The organism is Pseudomonas sp. 3A(2025) (assembly GCF_054589175.1).
The window spans coordinates 96310-110807 of sequence record NZ_BAAILM010000050.1 but is presented as its reverse complement, the minus strand read 5'-3'; the positions used below and the strand labels follow the sequence as shown (position 1 = coordinate 110807).

At 61.8% G+C, this 14498-nt stretch carries 14 protein-coding genes and 1 pseudogene; 4 read left to right on the top strand and 11 right to left on the bottom strand.

Annotated elements, in window-relative coordinates:
• Window positions 1-36: 36 nt before the first annotated feature.
• Both ACYP2A_RS19915 and ACYP2A_RS19910 read right to left on the bottom strand, forming a co-directional pair.
• Window positions 37-756, bottom strand: coding sequence for an ABC transporter substrate-binding protein (locus tag ACYP2A_RS19915; RefSeq protein ID WP_459747509.1), 720 nt, complete (start codon window positions 754-756; stop codon window positions 37-39).
• Between the two features lie 272 nt (window positions 757-1028).
• Window positions 1029-1451, bottom strand: coding sequence for an Lrp/AsnC family transcriptional regulator (locus ACYP2A_RS19910; RefSeq protein WP_459747507.1), 423 nt, complete (start codon window positions 1449-1451; stop codon window positions 1029-1031).
• 180 nt (window positions 1452-1631) lie between these two features.
• Between ACYP2A_RS19910 and ACYP2A_RS19905 the strand changes: the two genes are divergently transcribed.
• From ACYP2A_RS19905 to ACYP2A_RS19895, 3 genes are all read left to right on the top strand, one after another.
• Window positions 1632-2684: an ornithine cyclodeaminase gene (locus ACYP2A_RS19905; RefSeq protein WP_459747506.1), complete on the top strand. Its 1053-nt coding sequence runs from the start codon at window positions 1632-1634 to the stop codon at window positions 2682-2684.
• Between the two features lie 33 nt (window positions 2685-2717).
• Entirely contained in the window at window positions 2718-3656 is a 939-nt protein-coding gene (ctlX, locus tag ACYP2A_RS19900) for a citrulline utilization hydrolase CtlX (RefSeq protein ID WP_459747504.1), read from the top strand.
• Between the two features lie 110 nt (window positions 3657-3766).
• A complete protein-coding gene (locus tag ACYP2A_RS19895; RefSeq protein ID WP_459747503.1) occupies window positions 3767-4750 on the top strand; it encodes a LysR family transcriptional regulator in 984 nt (327 codons plus the stop codon).
• A gap of 15 nt (window positions 4751-4765) precedes the next feature.
• Here the strand turns inward: ACYP2A_RS19895 and ACYP2A_RS19890 are convergent, their stop codons facing one another.
• The 7 genes from ACYP2A_RS19890 to ACYP2A_RS19860 all read right to left on the bottom strand — a co-directional run bounded on the left by ACYP2A_RS19890 (window position 4766) and on the right by ACYP2A_RS19860 (window position 10555).
• Complete coding sequence (locus ACYP2A_RS19890) at window positions 4766-5998, bottom strand: MSMEG_0569 family flavin-dependent oxidoreductase (protein WP_459747502.1); 1233 nt, start codon at window positions 5996-5998, stop codon at window positions 4766-4768.
• 29 nt (window positions 5999-6027) lie between these two features.
• Entirely contained in the window at window positions 6028-6354 is a 327-nt protein-coding gene (locus ACYP2A_RS19885; RefSeq protein ID WP_459747500.1) for an MSMEG_0570 family nitrogen starvation response protein, read from the bottom strand.
• Between the two features lies 1 nt (window position 6355).
• A complete protein-coding gene (locus ACYP2A_RS19880; protein WP_459747499.1) occupies window positions 6356-7354 on the bottom strand; it encodes a sll0787 family AIR synthase-like protein in 999 nt (332 codons plus the stop codon).
• Window positions 7351-7908, bottom strand: a complete 558-nt coding sequence (locus ACYP2A_RS19875; protein ID WP_459747497.1) for an MSMEG_0567/Sll0786 family nitrogen starvation N-acetyltransferase — start codon at window positions 7906-7908, stop codon at window positions 7351-7353. Before ACYP2A_RS19875 ends, ACYP2A_RS19880 begins: the two co-directional genes overlap by 4 nt.
• A gap of 15 nt (window positions 7909-7923) precedes the next feature.
• Window positions 7924-9048, bottom strand: coding sequence for an MSMEG_0568 family radical SAM protein (locus ACYP2A_RS19870; protein WP_459747496.1), 1125 nt, complete (start codon window positions 9046-9048; stop codon window positions 7924-7926).
• Window positions 9041-9994, bottom strand: coding sequence for a Nit6803 family nitrilase (locus ACYP2A_RS19865; RefSeq protein WP_459747494.1), 954 nt, complete (start codon window positions 9992-9994; stop codon window positions 9041-9043). Before ACYP2A_RS19865 ends, ACYP2A_RS19870 begins: the two co-directional genes overlap by 8 nt.
• Before the next feature lie 78 nt (window positions 9995-10072).
• On the bottom strand, window positions 10073-10555 hold the full coding sequence (locus tag ACYP2A_RS19860; RefSeq protein WP_459747492.1) for an MSMEG_0572/Sll0783 family nitrogen starvation response protein: 483 nt from the start codon (window positions 10553-10555) through the stop codon (window positions 10073-10075).
• 239 nt (window positions 10556-10794) lie between these two features.
• Between ACYP2A_RS19860 and ACYP2A_RS19855 the strand changes: the two genes are divergently transcribed.
• On the top strand, window positions 10795-12687 hold the full coding sequence (locus ACYP2A_RS19855; protein WP_459747491.1) for a sigma 54-interacting transcriptional regulator: 1893 nt from the start codon (window positions 10795-10797) through the stop codon (window positions 12685-12687).
• Window positions 12688-12711: 24 nt separating this feature from the next.
• Here the strand turns inward: ACYP2A_RS19855 and ACYP2A_RS19850 are convergent, their stop codons facing one another.
• Together ACYP2A_RS19850 and ACYP2A_RS19845 are read right to left on the bottom strand one after the other, a co-directional pair.
• Window positions 12712-13440, bottom strand: coding sequence for a methyl-accepting chemotaxis protein (locus tag ACYP2A_RS19850; protein WP_459747623.1), 729 nt, complete (start codon window positions 13438-13440; stop codon window positions 12712-12714).
• Window positions 13441-13575: 135 nt separating this feature from the next.
• Window positions 13576-14337: pseudogene (locus ACYP2A_RS19845) on the bottom strand (MCP four helix bundle domain-containing protein); the annotation flags it as partial.
• Between the last annotated feature and the right edge of the window lie 161 nt (window positions 14338-14498).

Below are 14498 nucleotides of genomic sequence, written 5' to 3'. Positions count from 1 at the left end.
TGTTCAGACAAAAAGGACCGTGTGTTGGTCGCCCGTTCAGCGGCAGCGCACGTCTTCACCGAAGTAGCGTCTGGAGATGGCCTCATAGGTGCCATCGCTCATGATTTCGGCCAGTGCCTTGTTGTAGGCCTCGGCCAGACCGGTGTTGCCCTTGCTCACGGCCCCGGCGATTTTCTCGACGAACAACAGGTCGCCCAGTTGCAGCTTCGCGTTGGGCGCCGCCTTGATGGCGGCCAGGGCGACGAACTTGTCGGTGACCCAGACCTCGGCGCGGCCGGTGGCCAGCGCGGTACGCGCATCGCGGTCCTGCGGGTAGTTCTTGATTTCCTTGGGTTGGGTCAGGCTGCGTACGTTGTCGGCGTAGGTTGAGCCGGTCTGAATGGCAATCAGCTTGCCGTTCAGGTCGGCGATGCTGCGAATGGCCGGGTCACGCGAGACGATCGAGCCACCGGAGCAATAGTGCGGCGCCAGGAAGGTCACCGCCTTGGCGCGTTCTTCAGTCACGCCGTGCGAGGACAACACCATGTCCCATCGGTCCTGTTGCAGGCCGGCCAGCAGCGAGTCGAAACCGAGGGTTTTCCATTCCACTTCAAGGCCCATGCGCTTGACGACCGCTTCGCCGATCTCGATTTCAAAGCCCGACAGTTTGCGACCCTCAAAGTAATTGAAGGGGGGGAATTCACCGCCGGCGGCAATCAGGATCTTTCCGCTTTGGCGAATCTCTTCATACGGGCGTGCCTGGACAATACCGGACACTAGAAGTGCGCCTGCAATTAACGAGCATGCGGTAAGTTTAATGTTCAATGCCTTCTTCCTTTTATTAGTCGTTATGACGGTGGCGTGAAACAAGCGGTCGGCGCACCGGGTACTTGAATCACGCACTCTGGCAGTGGGTAAATGATGCAGTTGAGCTGTTTTTATTAATAAGGGTTGAGCGGGTGGTTAAAGTTTGCCACCACCCTGTGCCAAGCAGAACATGGCAGAGTGTGCAAAGAGACGGGTTTTTCTGGCAGTCTGCTCATCGGGCCTTACATTTTGTAAGTCGACAGTAAAATACTGGTCTCGGTATTGGTGATGTTCTGGATCGAACGAATGGAATGCAGGGCCTTGTCGAAGGCTTCCAGGGTGTCGGCGCGCAATTCGGCCATCAGGTCCCAGCGGCCATTGGTGGTGTGAATGGCCACCACTTGCGGGTGCCCGCGCAAGGCCCGTTTCACTTCGGCGGCGTGGTGGCCGCTGATGCCGATGCTGGTGATTGCGCGAATGCCGTGGTCCTCGGAATCGGGCCGCAGGCGCACGGTGTAGCCGGCGATGATGCCGTCTTCTTCAAGGCGCGCCATGCGGTTTTGCACCGTGGCGCGGGCCACGCGCAGTTTCTTCGCCAAGGTGACCACTGGCAGGCGCGCATTATCGCGTAGCAGCGAGACAAGGGCGCGGTCAATGTCGTCCATAAAAGTACCTGGTTGTTCAAAGTGCCAATAAGGCTGATCAATATGATCAGGAAAAGCAATAAATGGTCAGGATGCTCACTTCATTCTGGCCGCCCTCGCGATCACACTGTTTGCCTGATAACGACGCACGACACTGTTCTGTTTCATGCGTCAGTTCCTTAACGTGAGCCGGAGGTTTGAATGACGTGTTTTATTGATGTGCCTACCATGTCCAGGCTGGTTGAAAGTATTGGTGTTGCTACCTTTATCGGTGAGCTGGCGGCGGTCATTCGCAGCGACTTCATGCGCTGGCCGGAGTTTGAAAAGTCGGCGCGCGTCGCTAACCATTCCGACGTCGGCGTGATTGAATTGATGCCGGTCTCCAATAACAGCCGTTATGCATTCAAATACGTTAACGGCCACCCCGGCAACACCGCGCGTAACCTGCACACGGTCATGGCCTTTGGCGTGTTGGCCGATGTCGACACCGGCTACCCGGTGCTGCTGTCGGAGCTGACCGTGGCCACCGCATTGCGTACGGCCGCCACCTCGTTGATGGCGGCGCAGGCACTGGCCCGGCCCGGTTCGCGGCGCATGGCGCTGATCGGCAACGGTGCGCAGAGCGAGTTCCAGGCCCTGGCGTTTCACAAGCACCTGGGCATCGAAGAAATCGTCGCCTACGACATCGATCCGGCAGCCACTGACAAGCTGATCCGCAACCTGGCCGAGTTCACTGACCTTAAAATCATTCGCGCCGACTCCATCGCCGAGGCGGTGCGGGGTGCCGACATCGTCACCACCGTGACCGCCGACAAGGCCTACGCCACCATTCTGACCCCCGACATGATCGAGCCGGGTATGCACATCAACGGTGTCGGCGGCGACTGCCCCGGTAAGACCGAGCTGCATGCCGACGTGCTGCGCAAGGCGCGGGTGTTTGTCGAGTACGAACCGCAGACCCGTATCGAAGGCGATATTCAGCAGCTGGAGGCCGATTCTCCGGTGGTTGATTTGTGGCGGGTGCTGTGTGGCACCGCCGAAGGCCGGCAGAGCGACAGCCAGGTGACGGTGTTCGACTCGGTCGGCTTTGCGCTTGAGGACTACTCGGTGCTGCGCTACGTCAACGACCAGGCCGAGCAGCGCGGCATGGGCGTGAAAGTGGATCTGGTGCCGTGGGTCGATGACGATCCCAAGGACCTGTTCCGCCACACCCGCAGCGGTTCTGCCAAACGACGCATTCGTCGCGTGGCTTGAGTGTCTGTTTATAACGATAAGGTCCATTTGCCCATGCCCGTTCATACCCGTTCCATCCAGGCCCCCGCAGCGGTGGTCATGATTCGCCCGCATGCCTTTACCCCCAACCCGGAAACCGCTGCTGACAATGCGTTTCAGAGCAGCGTCGAAAAACAGCTCGCCCAATCGGTCGCCCAGGCGGCCTACAACGAGGTCACGGCGGCAGTCGGCCGGCTTGAGGCCGAGGGTGTGCGTGTTCACCTGTTCGAAGATCTTGGCGAACAAAACACCCCGGATTCGGTGTTTCCCAATAACTGGTTCTCGACCCATCCCGGCGGGCACATTGCGATTTACTCGATGTACTCGCCGAGCCGTCGCCGCGAACGGCGTGCCGATGTCATTGAAATGCTCAAGCGCGATTACCGGGTGCAGGATGTGATCGACTACTCGGGCCTGGAAGCCGACGGGCTGTTCCTGGAGGGCACCGGTGCAATGGTCTTCGATCACCTTGCCAGGGTGGCTTACACCGCGCGCTCCAACCGCGCCGACCCGCTGGCTCTGGAGCGATTCAGCACCCATTTCAATTTCGAACCGATGGTCTTCGACACCGCCGACGAGGCCGGCCAGCCGGTCTATCACACCAATGTGCTGATGTGCGTAGCCACCGATTTTGCCCTGGTCGGGTTTGGTACGTTCAGCGATGCACCGCGTGCCGAAGAAGTGCGCCGGCGCTTGCAGGAGTCGGGTCGTGAGGTCATCGATCTGGATAACGCCCAGATCAAACAGTTTGCCGGCAATGCCATTGAACTGTCCGGTCGCGACGGCCGTATTCTGGCCCTCTCGCAGCGGGCCTATGACAGCCTGAACGCCGAGCAGCGCACACGCATCGAGCGCAGTGCGCGGCTGGTGCCGCTGAGCGTACCGACGATAGAAATGGCCGGTGGGTCGGTTCGTTGCATGATCGCCGGCATTCATTTGTCGGTGCGTAACTAAGAAACGCTGCATGTAGGTAAGCACCGTGTTGCGTGGCTGGCGGATTTAGCGCTGCAGACTTGGAATCAGTCAATTTTCCAATTCTAATGTCCGCTATTAGGGGAGCTAATATGGACAACGAGTCGCAGCCTCATGCAGCGCCTGGCAGCCTGCGCAGCACGGCGCAGCGCTTTCTCAACGACCGGCTTGACTGGAGCCTGTTGCGCACATTTTTATTCATCGGCCAGGAACGCAGCCTGAGCAAGGCTGCAGCGCGGCTGTACATCACTCAGTCGGCGGTCAGCCAGGCGCTGCGCCGGCTTGAAGAACAACTCGATTGCGTGCTGGTGCTGCGCCACGGCCAGCGCTTCGACCTGACCGATGCCGGCGAGGAAATCCTGCGCATTGCCGCCGATATCTACGGCAATGTGTCACGCATTGGCGCAGCGCTCGGCGAACACGGCGACAGCGTGGTGGGCAAGGTGCGGTTGCTGACCATCAGCCGTGTCGAGTTCGCCGCTTACGATGCCTTCCTGATCGATTTTCACCGGCGTTATCCACGGGTCGACATCGAAGTGGTGGTGATGGGCAGCGCCGATATTCTCAATGCCTTGCAACAACGCACGGCCACGCTGGGGCTGGGCCTGTGCCGCAGGCTGCCACCCAAGCTGGCGCGCAGGCTGCTGGTGCCTCAGCGCTACGCTTTTTTCTGCGGCAGGCTGCACCGCTTTTTCGGCATGAGCGACTTGTCGGTGGCGGACCTGCGTGACGAGAACGTGGTCAGCTTCACCAGTGACCTGCTGGGCGGCAACCTCTCGCCACTGGCGATCTATCGTGATCAGCACGGGCTTGAAGGGCGCGTGGTCGCAGTGTCCTCCAGTGTCGATGAAGTGCGCCGGCTGGTGTGTGCCGGCTACGGTATCGGTTGCCTGCCCGAGCACCTGATGGTCGAGGATGTTCAGCGCGGCATCCTCTGGCGGCTGCCGCCTGAAGAGGGCGTTGCAGACATCGACATCCATCTGCTGTGGAATAGCGAGCAGAAGATGACAGCGGCAGAGGCGGCGTTCTTGCAGGGGTTGCAGGCGATGACTCAGGAGGCGTCTGCGCAGGCATGAAAAACAGCGCAAGGCTCATACACCCTGGCGCAGCGCAGCCAGCTGTTGCACCACATGCTCGGCATCGCGGGCAATCCCGGAAAAGCGTCCCGAACCCCAGGTGTGCAGCCACGGCAGGCCTAGAAAATACAGGCCTCTTGAGGCGGTGACGCCACGCTGGTGCCCCGGATAGCTGCGGCCATTGAACACGGGCACATCGACCCAGGTGAAGTCCGGCTGAAAACCGATGCACCAGATGATGCTGGTGATGCCGGTGTCGGCCAGGTCCAGCTCGGTGGCGGCATTCTCTGGTTGCCACAGTGGTTCGTAGGCTTTGCCTTCGGGGGCGTCGATGCCGTGCTCGGCGATGTATTTATCGATGCTGGCGTTGATCCGGTTGTACACCGCATCGGCAGCATCAAGGTTGGCGGCCAGGTCGGCGGAGAATTGCAGCGTGGTGCCCTGCAGGCTGTTCAGGCGCCCGAACAGTTGCATGCCTTCACTGGCAAAGCGGCGCAGGTCGATGTCGCGCCCGCCATCGCGGCCGGTCACGTAGTGGTTGGTGTTGTCGCGCACGCCTTCGCGCAGCGGATGGGTGTCGACGCCAATGTCGTAGTAGCCCATGTCGGCCAGCCAGTCGACCACATCGCGGCCACGGTGAAAGCGTGCGCAGCGCGGCGCATCGCCCACGGCCAGATAGACCTTGCGCCCGGCCAGGTGCAGGTCTTCGGCAATCTGCGCCCCGGATTGTCCGGAGCCGACCACCAGCACCGCGCCCTCGGGCAGTGCTTGCGGATTGCGGTATTGCTCGGAGTGCAGCTGGGTGATGCCGGGCGGCAAGCGTTCGGCCAGGCGCGGAATGATCGGGGTGTGATAGCCACCGCTGGCGACGATCACCTGATCGGCGCTGAAATCGCCCTGCGAGGTGTTGAGCAGATAACCGCCTTCGCTGCGCGCAACCAGGCGCTGCACGGCGCAGCCTTCGCGCACCGGGGCGTTGACCTGGGCGATGAAGCCGTCCAGATAACTGATGATCTGCTCCTTTTTCATGAAACCGTGCGGGTCGTCGCCGGCATACGGATAACCGGGCAGCGCGCATTGCCAGTTGGGCGTGACCAGGCAAAAGGCATCCCAGCGCTGGTTGCGCCAGGTGTGGGTCAGGCTGTGCTTTTCCAGCACCAGGTGATCGATGTCGTGCTGTTGCAGGTAGTGGCTGGCCGACAGACCGGCCTGGCCGCCGCCGACGATGATTGCGCTGTAGTGAGTCATGCTGATGTCCTTGTGAAGCTTGAAATGGATCAGATCTCGCCGAAGCCCGAGTAATGGACTTTGCCGGTGCCGTGTGCCTTGATTTCCAGCACTTCGACCTGTGCCTGCGGGTCGGCAAAACGCCGGGCGATCAGGCGGATGCCGCTGAGGCTGTCCATCGCCGAGCTGCAATAGAACCCCTTGACCTGCTTGACCCGTTCGGAGGCGGCGTTAAGCCCGCTTTCGGCACGCTGAAGAAACTCGGCGAGGGTGTAGGTGTGGCCTTCTTCAAGGTGTTCAAAGATGGTGGTGGACGGTGAGTAGGCGTTGCTTTCCTGGCCATCCGGCCAGCGCAGGCGAACATTGACGGCGGGCATATCAGGATTCCTCGGGCGTAGAAAAGGGCGGGTAACTGAAGCCGGTGAAGGCCGTTTGCGACAGGTCCCAGAATGGCGCCTGCTCGTGGTCCAGGCTGACGGTCAGGCAGGCGCTGTCATCGACTTTGCCGATGCAGGCGCAGGCCAGGCCTTCAAAGGCGAAAGCGGCCTGTACGGTGGCGAAATCTTCAGTCGCCAGGGTCAGCACAAAGCCGTAGCTGGGGAACACCTGCAGCCAGCGCTCCAGCGATGTTTGCGCAGGCCGGGGCAGGGTCAGCAGGTCGATGACTGCGCCGTGGCCGGTCGGCTCCAGCAGCATCAGCAAGGTGCCGAGAATGCCGGCGTTGCTGATGTCCTTGGCGGCGTGCAGCAGGCCGGCTTCGGCCAGCCGCGGGATGACTTCAAGCTTGTCGCGCAGGCGCTGCGGAGTATCGTTTTCGAAGGCTTTCCAGTAAGGCGCGTCGCCGTGCCACTGGCCGTCGAGGTCCACGGCCATGGCGATGATCTGTCCGGGCGCGACGTGCAGGGTCGAGAGTAATGTGCGCGCCCAGCCGGTGATTGCCACGGCCAGCGCGGCGGGATTGCCGGGCGCCTGGCTGGTATGCCCGCCGGCCATGATCAGGCCATAGGCGGCACAGGCGGCGCGAATGCCGGCCAACACCTCGGCGGCGGCCGCGCTGTCGTGGTGCCAATAGGCATTGACGACGGCCGTGGCACGACCGCCCATGGCGGTGATGTCGCTGACATTGGCCATCACCGCCGACCAGCCGGCAAACCACGGCGCCTGTTCGACGAAGGCCGGAAGCATGCCTTCGATGGCGAGCAACTGGTACTGGTCGCCGCAGCGGATGGCGGCGGTGTCGTCGCCGGGCAAGGCGTACAGGTCGTTGCGGCTGCCGGCCGGTGTCGCCAGCGCGCTGGCGGGGTGCTGGATCGCCAGTTTGGCGCGCATGGCCGGCGTGTTGCGTAGCCGGTCGAGCATCGTGGGTAGTGGGTTCATGCAGGCTTGCCTGTGGGGCGCAACAGAGCGGTTTGCCGGGGCTGCGAGGGATAGCGAACCAGTTGCGCCTGCATCAGGCAGTGCGGGTGGCCGTGCAGGTCGAGGGTGTCCAGCGTGTCCCAGTGCAAGCGCTGGAAATAACGCTCGTTGGCCTGCTGCACGGTGGCCAGAAACTGCTGGCAGCCCAGCTCGATGGCCCGCGACACCGCCTCATTGACCAGCGCCTTGCCGATCATCGCGTGGCGTCGGTACAGGCTATCGACGCACAGCCGGCCGCCGTACCACAGACCCGGTTCAGTCTGGTAAATGCGCACCGCACCGACCACCTGTTCGGGCATGCCGCAGTGGTGGGCGATGGCGACGATCGGTATGGCCTGAAAGTCCTTCTCGTCGCGGTCCTGGGTCAGCAGTTGCTGCTCTTCGCAGAACACTTCGCGGCGCAGGGCGTAGTAATGCTGGCGCTCCCAGGCCTGATCGGCCGGCTTGACCAGCAGGTCGCCGGCGAGAAATTCGGGGTAGCTGTCTTCGATCAAGGCAAAGAGGTGGTCGGCCATGGTTTTAAGCTCCCGCTATTCGTAATGTTTCAGGGCTGAGCAGGCACCGCACTTGGCGCAGCCGGCGCTGATGTTGTCCGAGTGCAGGCCGTGCCGACGCAGGCTGGCGCCGATGCGCGGGTACAAACGCTGCATGAACGCGCTGTCGGGTTTGGGGTGTTGCGCCAGTGGTGTGCCGTCAATGGGCACGAACGGCACCACGAAGGGGTACACACCGGCGGCGGCCAGGCGCTCGCTCATCTGCGCGATGGCGTCTTCGCTGTCGCCCAGCCCGGCCAGGATGTAGGTGCTGACCTGGCCGCGACCGAACACTTGCACGGCGGCGTCGAAGGCACTGAAGTACCGGCTTAGCGGCACCTCGGCCTTACCCGGCATGATGCGTTGGCGCACGCTGTCGGTGACCGCCTCCAGGTGCATGCCCAGCGAGACCACGCCGCTGTCCTTGAGGCGCTGGAACCAGGCGTCGTCATCCGGTGGCTCGCACTGTGCCTGGATCGGCAGGTCAACGGCGGCGGTGACGGCGGCGGCCGACTCACACAGTACGGCAGCGCCACGGTCGCGGGTCTGTGGCGTACCGGTGGTCATGACCATGTGTTTGACGCCATCGAGTTCGACCGCTGCTTTGGCCACTTGCGCCAGTTGCGCCGGGCGCTTGCGAGCAATGGTCTTGCCGCTGGCCAGCGACTGGCCGATGGCGCAGAACTGGCACGACGTCGCGGCTTCGTTCATACGGATGCAGTGTTGCAGGATGGTCGTGGCCAGCACGTCCTTGCTGTGCAGGGTGGCGATTTTCCAGTACGGCGTGCCGTCGTCGGTGTGCAACGCATAGAAGTTGGGCACCCCCGGCAGTTGCACTTGCCCGACTTGCAGGCCATCGCGAAAGATCAGCGCCTGGCTGCCCAAGGCATCGGGTACGGCGCTGTACGGCGAGTCCAGCGAAGCACGGTTGAGCATCGGCACCATGGCGGTGTGTTCACCGAGGCTCAGCGCCTTGTGGTCCGAAGGACCGGCGCCGCCCTTGCGCGACAGGCCGTCGGCGCCTTGCCAGCGCACGCCATGGCATTGCAGTTCGGCCAGCAGATCGCTGCTCAGGTGCTTTACCGGGATCAGGTTCACGGGCAGTGCGAGGGCGTTATTCATGGGCGATGTGCTCGAAGGTGTCACGACGTTCGTGGACATGCGCAGTGCTGCGCCGGTCGATCAGCAGGCTTAGCAGTTCGGGGCGGCTGTAGTGGCCGACCGAATCCATCATGCGTTTGCGTTTGTCGATCAGCGCCAGGTCCAGGTCGGCGATGACCACGCCTTCGCCCTCAGTGCGCTGGCCGAGCACCTTGCCTTCGGGCGAGACGATGGCGGTGAAGCAGCCACCGGATATGGGCTCCAGCGCGCAGCCGGTGTCGGCCATGATCTGCGCCTGTTGCTCGGCATCCAGCCAGGCGGTGGCGTTGACCACGAAGCAGCCGCTTTCCAGCGCGTGATGACGAATGGTGACTTCGATCTGCTCGGCAAACACCTGGCCGACCAAGGATCCCGGAAACATCGCCGCATGGATCTGCTCGCCGTCGGCCATCAGCGCATAACGGGCCAGCGGGTTGTAATGCTCCCAGCAGGCCAGCGCCCCGATACGCCCGACCGCGCTGTCGGTGGCGCGCAGCCCGGAGCCGTCGCCCTGGCCCCAGACCATGCGCTCATGGTAAGTGGGGGTGATTTTGCGTCGATGCTGAATCAGCGTGCCGTCGGCATCGAACAGCAACTGGGCGTTATAGATCGTGCCGCCGTCGCGCTCGTTGACGCCGATGCAAGCGACAATGGCGGCTTCGCGGCAAGCCTCGCCGATCTGGCGGGTGATATCGGAGGGCACGATGACCGACTCTTCAAGCAGCAGCAGGTGTTGCTTACCCATCGCAAACGGCGGCTGCACGAAGGAAAAATACGGGTAGTAGGGCACTACAGTTTCCGGGAACACCGCGAACTGCACGCCTTCGCGGCCCAGTTCGAGCAGTGTCTGGCACAGCTTGGCGACGGTGCCCTGGCGGGAGTACAACACCGGGCTGAACTGGACGGCGGCGGCGCGGATGGACGGCATGCGGTGGATTCCTGTCGATAGAGCGATGGCAGCGGGCATGAGGACCTGCGCAGGTCCTCATGAGGGTGTGGCGCTGGTTTATGCGGTCCAGGTGTCGATGATCAGCGCGCCTTCGCGGCGCATCAGCAGGCGCAGGTCCATCACGTCCAGCGGGTTGATCGGGCGGATGCCTTCGATCAGGGCTTTCTCGGTCTGGCCGTACAAAGCCTGCAAGGCAAAACGGCAGGCGTAGACTTCGCCGCCTTCGGACATGAACGCCTTGATCTGGTTATTCACCGCCAGATGGCCGGGAAAGGCTTCGGCGCCCAGGGTCGGAAAGCCGCGTTGCACACCCAGTTGCACGCCAGGCCCGTACAGCAGGATTTTGGTTTCGAAACCTTTGCGCAGCAGGCGCTTGGCCTGCAACAGGTTGACCAGGCCGATGGAGCCTTCGAAGGCGATGGTGTGGAAGGTCAGCAACGCTTTTTCGCCGGGTTCGGCCTTGACGTCCTCGAAGACTTTTTCTTCGTAGTTGACCAAAAAGTCGCCGTCTTGATAGTGGGCAATGTCCACGTTAGGCATGTCTGCATCTCCAGTGATCGTGCGGTGGTCGATGGCCGTGTTCGGCGTCTCGGTTGCAGTTCACTAGAGCGAAGGGCGTGCCAGCGTGGCGGTGAAATATTTTTTCCTGCTTATGTTTTTGATTAAAAACAGGTTTTAAATCTGATCCGGTTTTTGCCAAAGATTCTGATCCTGTTGCGCTTCTACGAACTCCCGTAGAAATACGAATATTCGTAGCGCAATCAGCGAGATCTCGTGATATGGCCGATGACGACTTTCTCAGTGGCTGGGCCGATCTGGCCTATTCCTCGCGGCACATGGTGTTCGAGCACTGCGCCGAAGCCATTGCCTTGCTCGACCCTTACAGCGATCGCTTCAAGGACCTGAACATCGCCACCTGCCGCTTGCTGGGTTACCCGCGCCAGGAGTTGCTTAACGTGCCGGTGAGTAAATTGTTCGGCCATCAGATGGCCGACCTGATCGTGTTCAGCCAGGCGGTGCTGGAAAAGGGCAAGGGCTGGACCGATGAGCTGAGCTGCAACTGCAAGAGCGGCGAGCGCATGGAGCTGGAAATCACCGCCACCGCGCTGAGCATCAAGGGCCAGTTGCAGATCATCGTGGTACTGCGCGAGCAAAGCCAGCAACGTTACCAGCGCGACCAGTCGGAGACCGAACGGACCATGCGCGGCGGGCTGATCGAGTGGCGCACTATCCTCAACCTGTTCAAAGAAACGGAGCGCGACAACCAGTTGCTGCTCAGCGCGGTGGGCGACGGTATCTACAGCATCGACAGTGAAGGCCTGGCGACCTTCGTCAATCCGGCCGGCGCGCGGATGCTCGGCTGGGAGCCCGAGCAAATGATCGGCAAGAACATTCACCGCATTCATCACCACAGCCACGCCGATGGCTCGCATTACCCGGTCGAGGACTGCCCGATTTACCGCGCGGTACACGATGGCGTGGTGCACGAAGGGCGTCAGGAGGTGTTCTGGCGTCGCGACGGCAGTTGCTTTCCGGTGGAATTCACCAGCACCCCGGTGATTTCCGAAAGCCGCCTGGTCGGCGCGGTGGTGGTGTTTCGCGACATCACCGAACGGCGCAGCACCGAGCAGCAACTGCACAACGCGCTGGAAGAGCTGCACCAGCTCAAGGAGCGTCTTGAAGAGCAGAACGCTTACTTGCAGGAAGAAATCCACATCGAGCACAGCTACCGCGAGATCGTCGGCCAGAGCGAGCCGATCCTCAAGATCATCAAGCAGATCGACGTGGTCGCGCCCACCGATGCCAGTGTGTTGATTCATGGCGAGTCCGGCACCGGCAAGGAACTGATCGCCCGCGCCATTCATCAGGCCAGCAAGCGCAGCGCGCATCCGCTGATCCGGGTCAACTGTGCGGCGATTCCGGCCGAGCTGTTCGAGAGCGAGTTCTTTGGCCATATTCGTGGTGCCTTTACCGGCGCGGTGCGTGACCGGGTCGGGCGTTTCGAACTGGCCGACGGCGGCACGCTGTTTCTCGACGAGATCGGCGAGATTCCGCTGGATCTGCAAAGCAAACTGCTGCGTGTGTTGCAGGAAGGGCAGTTCGAGCGGGTAGGCGAAGAGCGCACGCGCAAGGTCGATGTGCGCATCGTCGCGGCGACCAATCGCAACCTGCGTGAAGAGGTGCAGGCCCGGCACTTTCGTGAGGACCTGTACTTTCGCCTTAACGTCTTTCCGTTGCAGTCGCCGACGCTGCGCGACCGTCCGCAAGACATCGCGCCATTGGCGATGCACTTCATCAAGCAGATTGGCCAGCGCCTGAACCTGCCCGGCAAACGCTTGCGCCAAGTCGATCTGGAGCGCCTGCAGCGCTACTCTTGGCCGGGCAATATTCGTGAATTGCAGAACGTCATCGAGCGGGCGCTGATCACCTCGCAAGACATCAACCTGAAGATTGACCTGCCGGACGATACCGCGCATTTGCCGGCTGCGCAGGCGGCAGCGGTGATTCTGACCGATGAGCAAATGCGTGTGTTCGAGCGTGAGAACACCTTGGCCGCCCTGCGTGCCTGCCAGGGAAAACTGTTTGGCAAGGACGGGGCGGCGCAGTTGTTGGGAATGAAGCCGACGACGCTGGCCTCGCGCCTCAAACGGTTGGGTATCGACCAGGGCTGAAGCGCGAGTGGACGGCCTGCAACATCACGCGGTGAAGCGTTGCGTCTGGTCCTTCAGGCGGCTGGCCATGATTGCCAGTTCCTGGCTGGCCGACAGGCTCTGTTGGGCGCCGTTGACCACCTCGGAAATACTGGAGTTGAGGCGGGTGATGTTCTGGCTGATTTCATTGGCGACACTGGTCTGCTCTTCGGTCGCGGTCGAAATCTGCTCGTTGCCGGCGGCGATGGTTTCGACCGCACGGGTGATGTAATTGAGCGCGTCACCCGCTTCATTGGCTTGCTGTACGCAGGCGTTGACCTGTTCGCGAGACTGCTGCACCGCCTCTACGGCGCCGCGGGCACCGCTCTGCAACGAGTCGATCATGACCCTGATCGACTCGGTCGCCTCCTGAGTGCTGCTGGCCAGGGCGCGGACTTCATCGGCCACCACTGCAAAGCCGCGACCGGCTTCACCGGCGCGCGCCGCTTCGATGGCGGCGTTGAGCGCCAGTAGATTGGTCTTGGCGGCAATGCTCTGGATCACGCCGAGCACCTTGCTGATTTCTGCGCTTTGGCTGTGCAGCGAATCGATCACCTCGCCAGCCTTGCCGACCGACACCGAGACATCCTGGATAGAGCGGACGCTGGCATGCACCAGGCCGCTGCCTTGACGCGCCTGCTGGTTGGCGTCCGAGGCGCTGCCGGCGGCGGCCAGTGCATTGTTGGCCACTTCCTGCACGGCCATGCTCATCTCATGAACTGCGGTGGCGACCATATGGGTCTGGTCGCCCTGTTGAGTCGCGGTGCTGCTGACTTGCGTGCTGATCGCGTTCATTTCTTCCGAAGCCACCGCCAACTGCGACGCGGTCTGCACCAGGTGCAGGATCAGGGTCTGTTGATGCTCGACAAGCGCATTGAACGCCCGCGCCGTTTCGGACACTTCGTCGTTACCCAGCACTTCTGCACGCAGTGTCAGGTTCGAGGTTTCCTGCACGCGGGTAATGACGCTGCGCAACTGCGATAACGGCCGCAGGATGGACAGAATGATCACGATGGCCGCCAGCATCACTAGAATCAGCGCCGCCGCGCCAATCAGCAGGAAGGTAGCGCGCATCGATTCATAGTGCTCAGTCGATGCCGCATAGAGATTCGCGCCTTCGTGGAGTTGCAACTCGATAAGCCCTGAAAGCTGCGACTGCAACGGGTCGAAAGTGCCATAGAGCCGCTGGTTGAACGCGCTGGCCTCTGCCGTACGCAATTGCCCCGCGTCGGCCTCCTGAAGCAACTGGCCGACCAATGTGTTGACCTGACTCAGGGCCTGATCCAGTTCGCTGACCCGGCGTTTTTCTTCTTCGGTCAGGCGGGTGGCAGTGTATTCCTTCCAGGCTTGCGAGCCCTTTTGCCGCGCCGCATCGAACTCCTTATGCAACCTGGCGGCGTCGAACAGGCCGGCCCGGTATTTATGCAGGGTGTCGACCATGATCACGGCATAACTGTCGGAAACGGTTTTTAACTGGCTGACCGGTTTCATGCGGTCGGTGAATAAATGGTCCAGGTTGTTATTGAGGCGGCTGGCGTTGAACACCGCCATGGCAATGACCGCCAATAGCACCAGCAGCGGCAGGATCGCCAGGGTCAGCAGGCGGGTACGAATCGTTGTTTTTGTCAGCACGGTAGAACACTCTCGTCAGGTCAGGAGCAGAGGGAATCAGTGGCCGGCGCGCCTGCACACGCTCGACGCAACGAACGCGCCACGGATTCTCTGCGGGATAAAACAGATGTGCATTCCCTGCCGAGCAGATGCTCTATTCAGTCAGTTGCCTGTTACCCGTG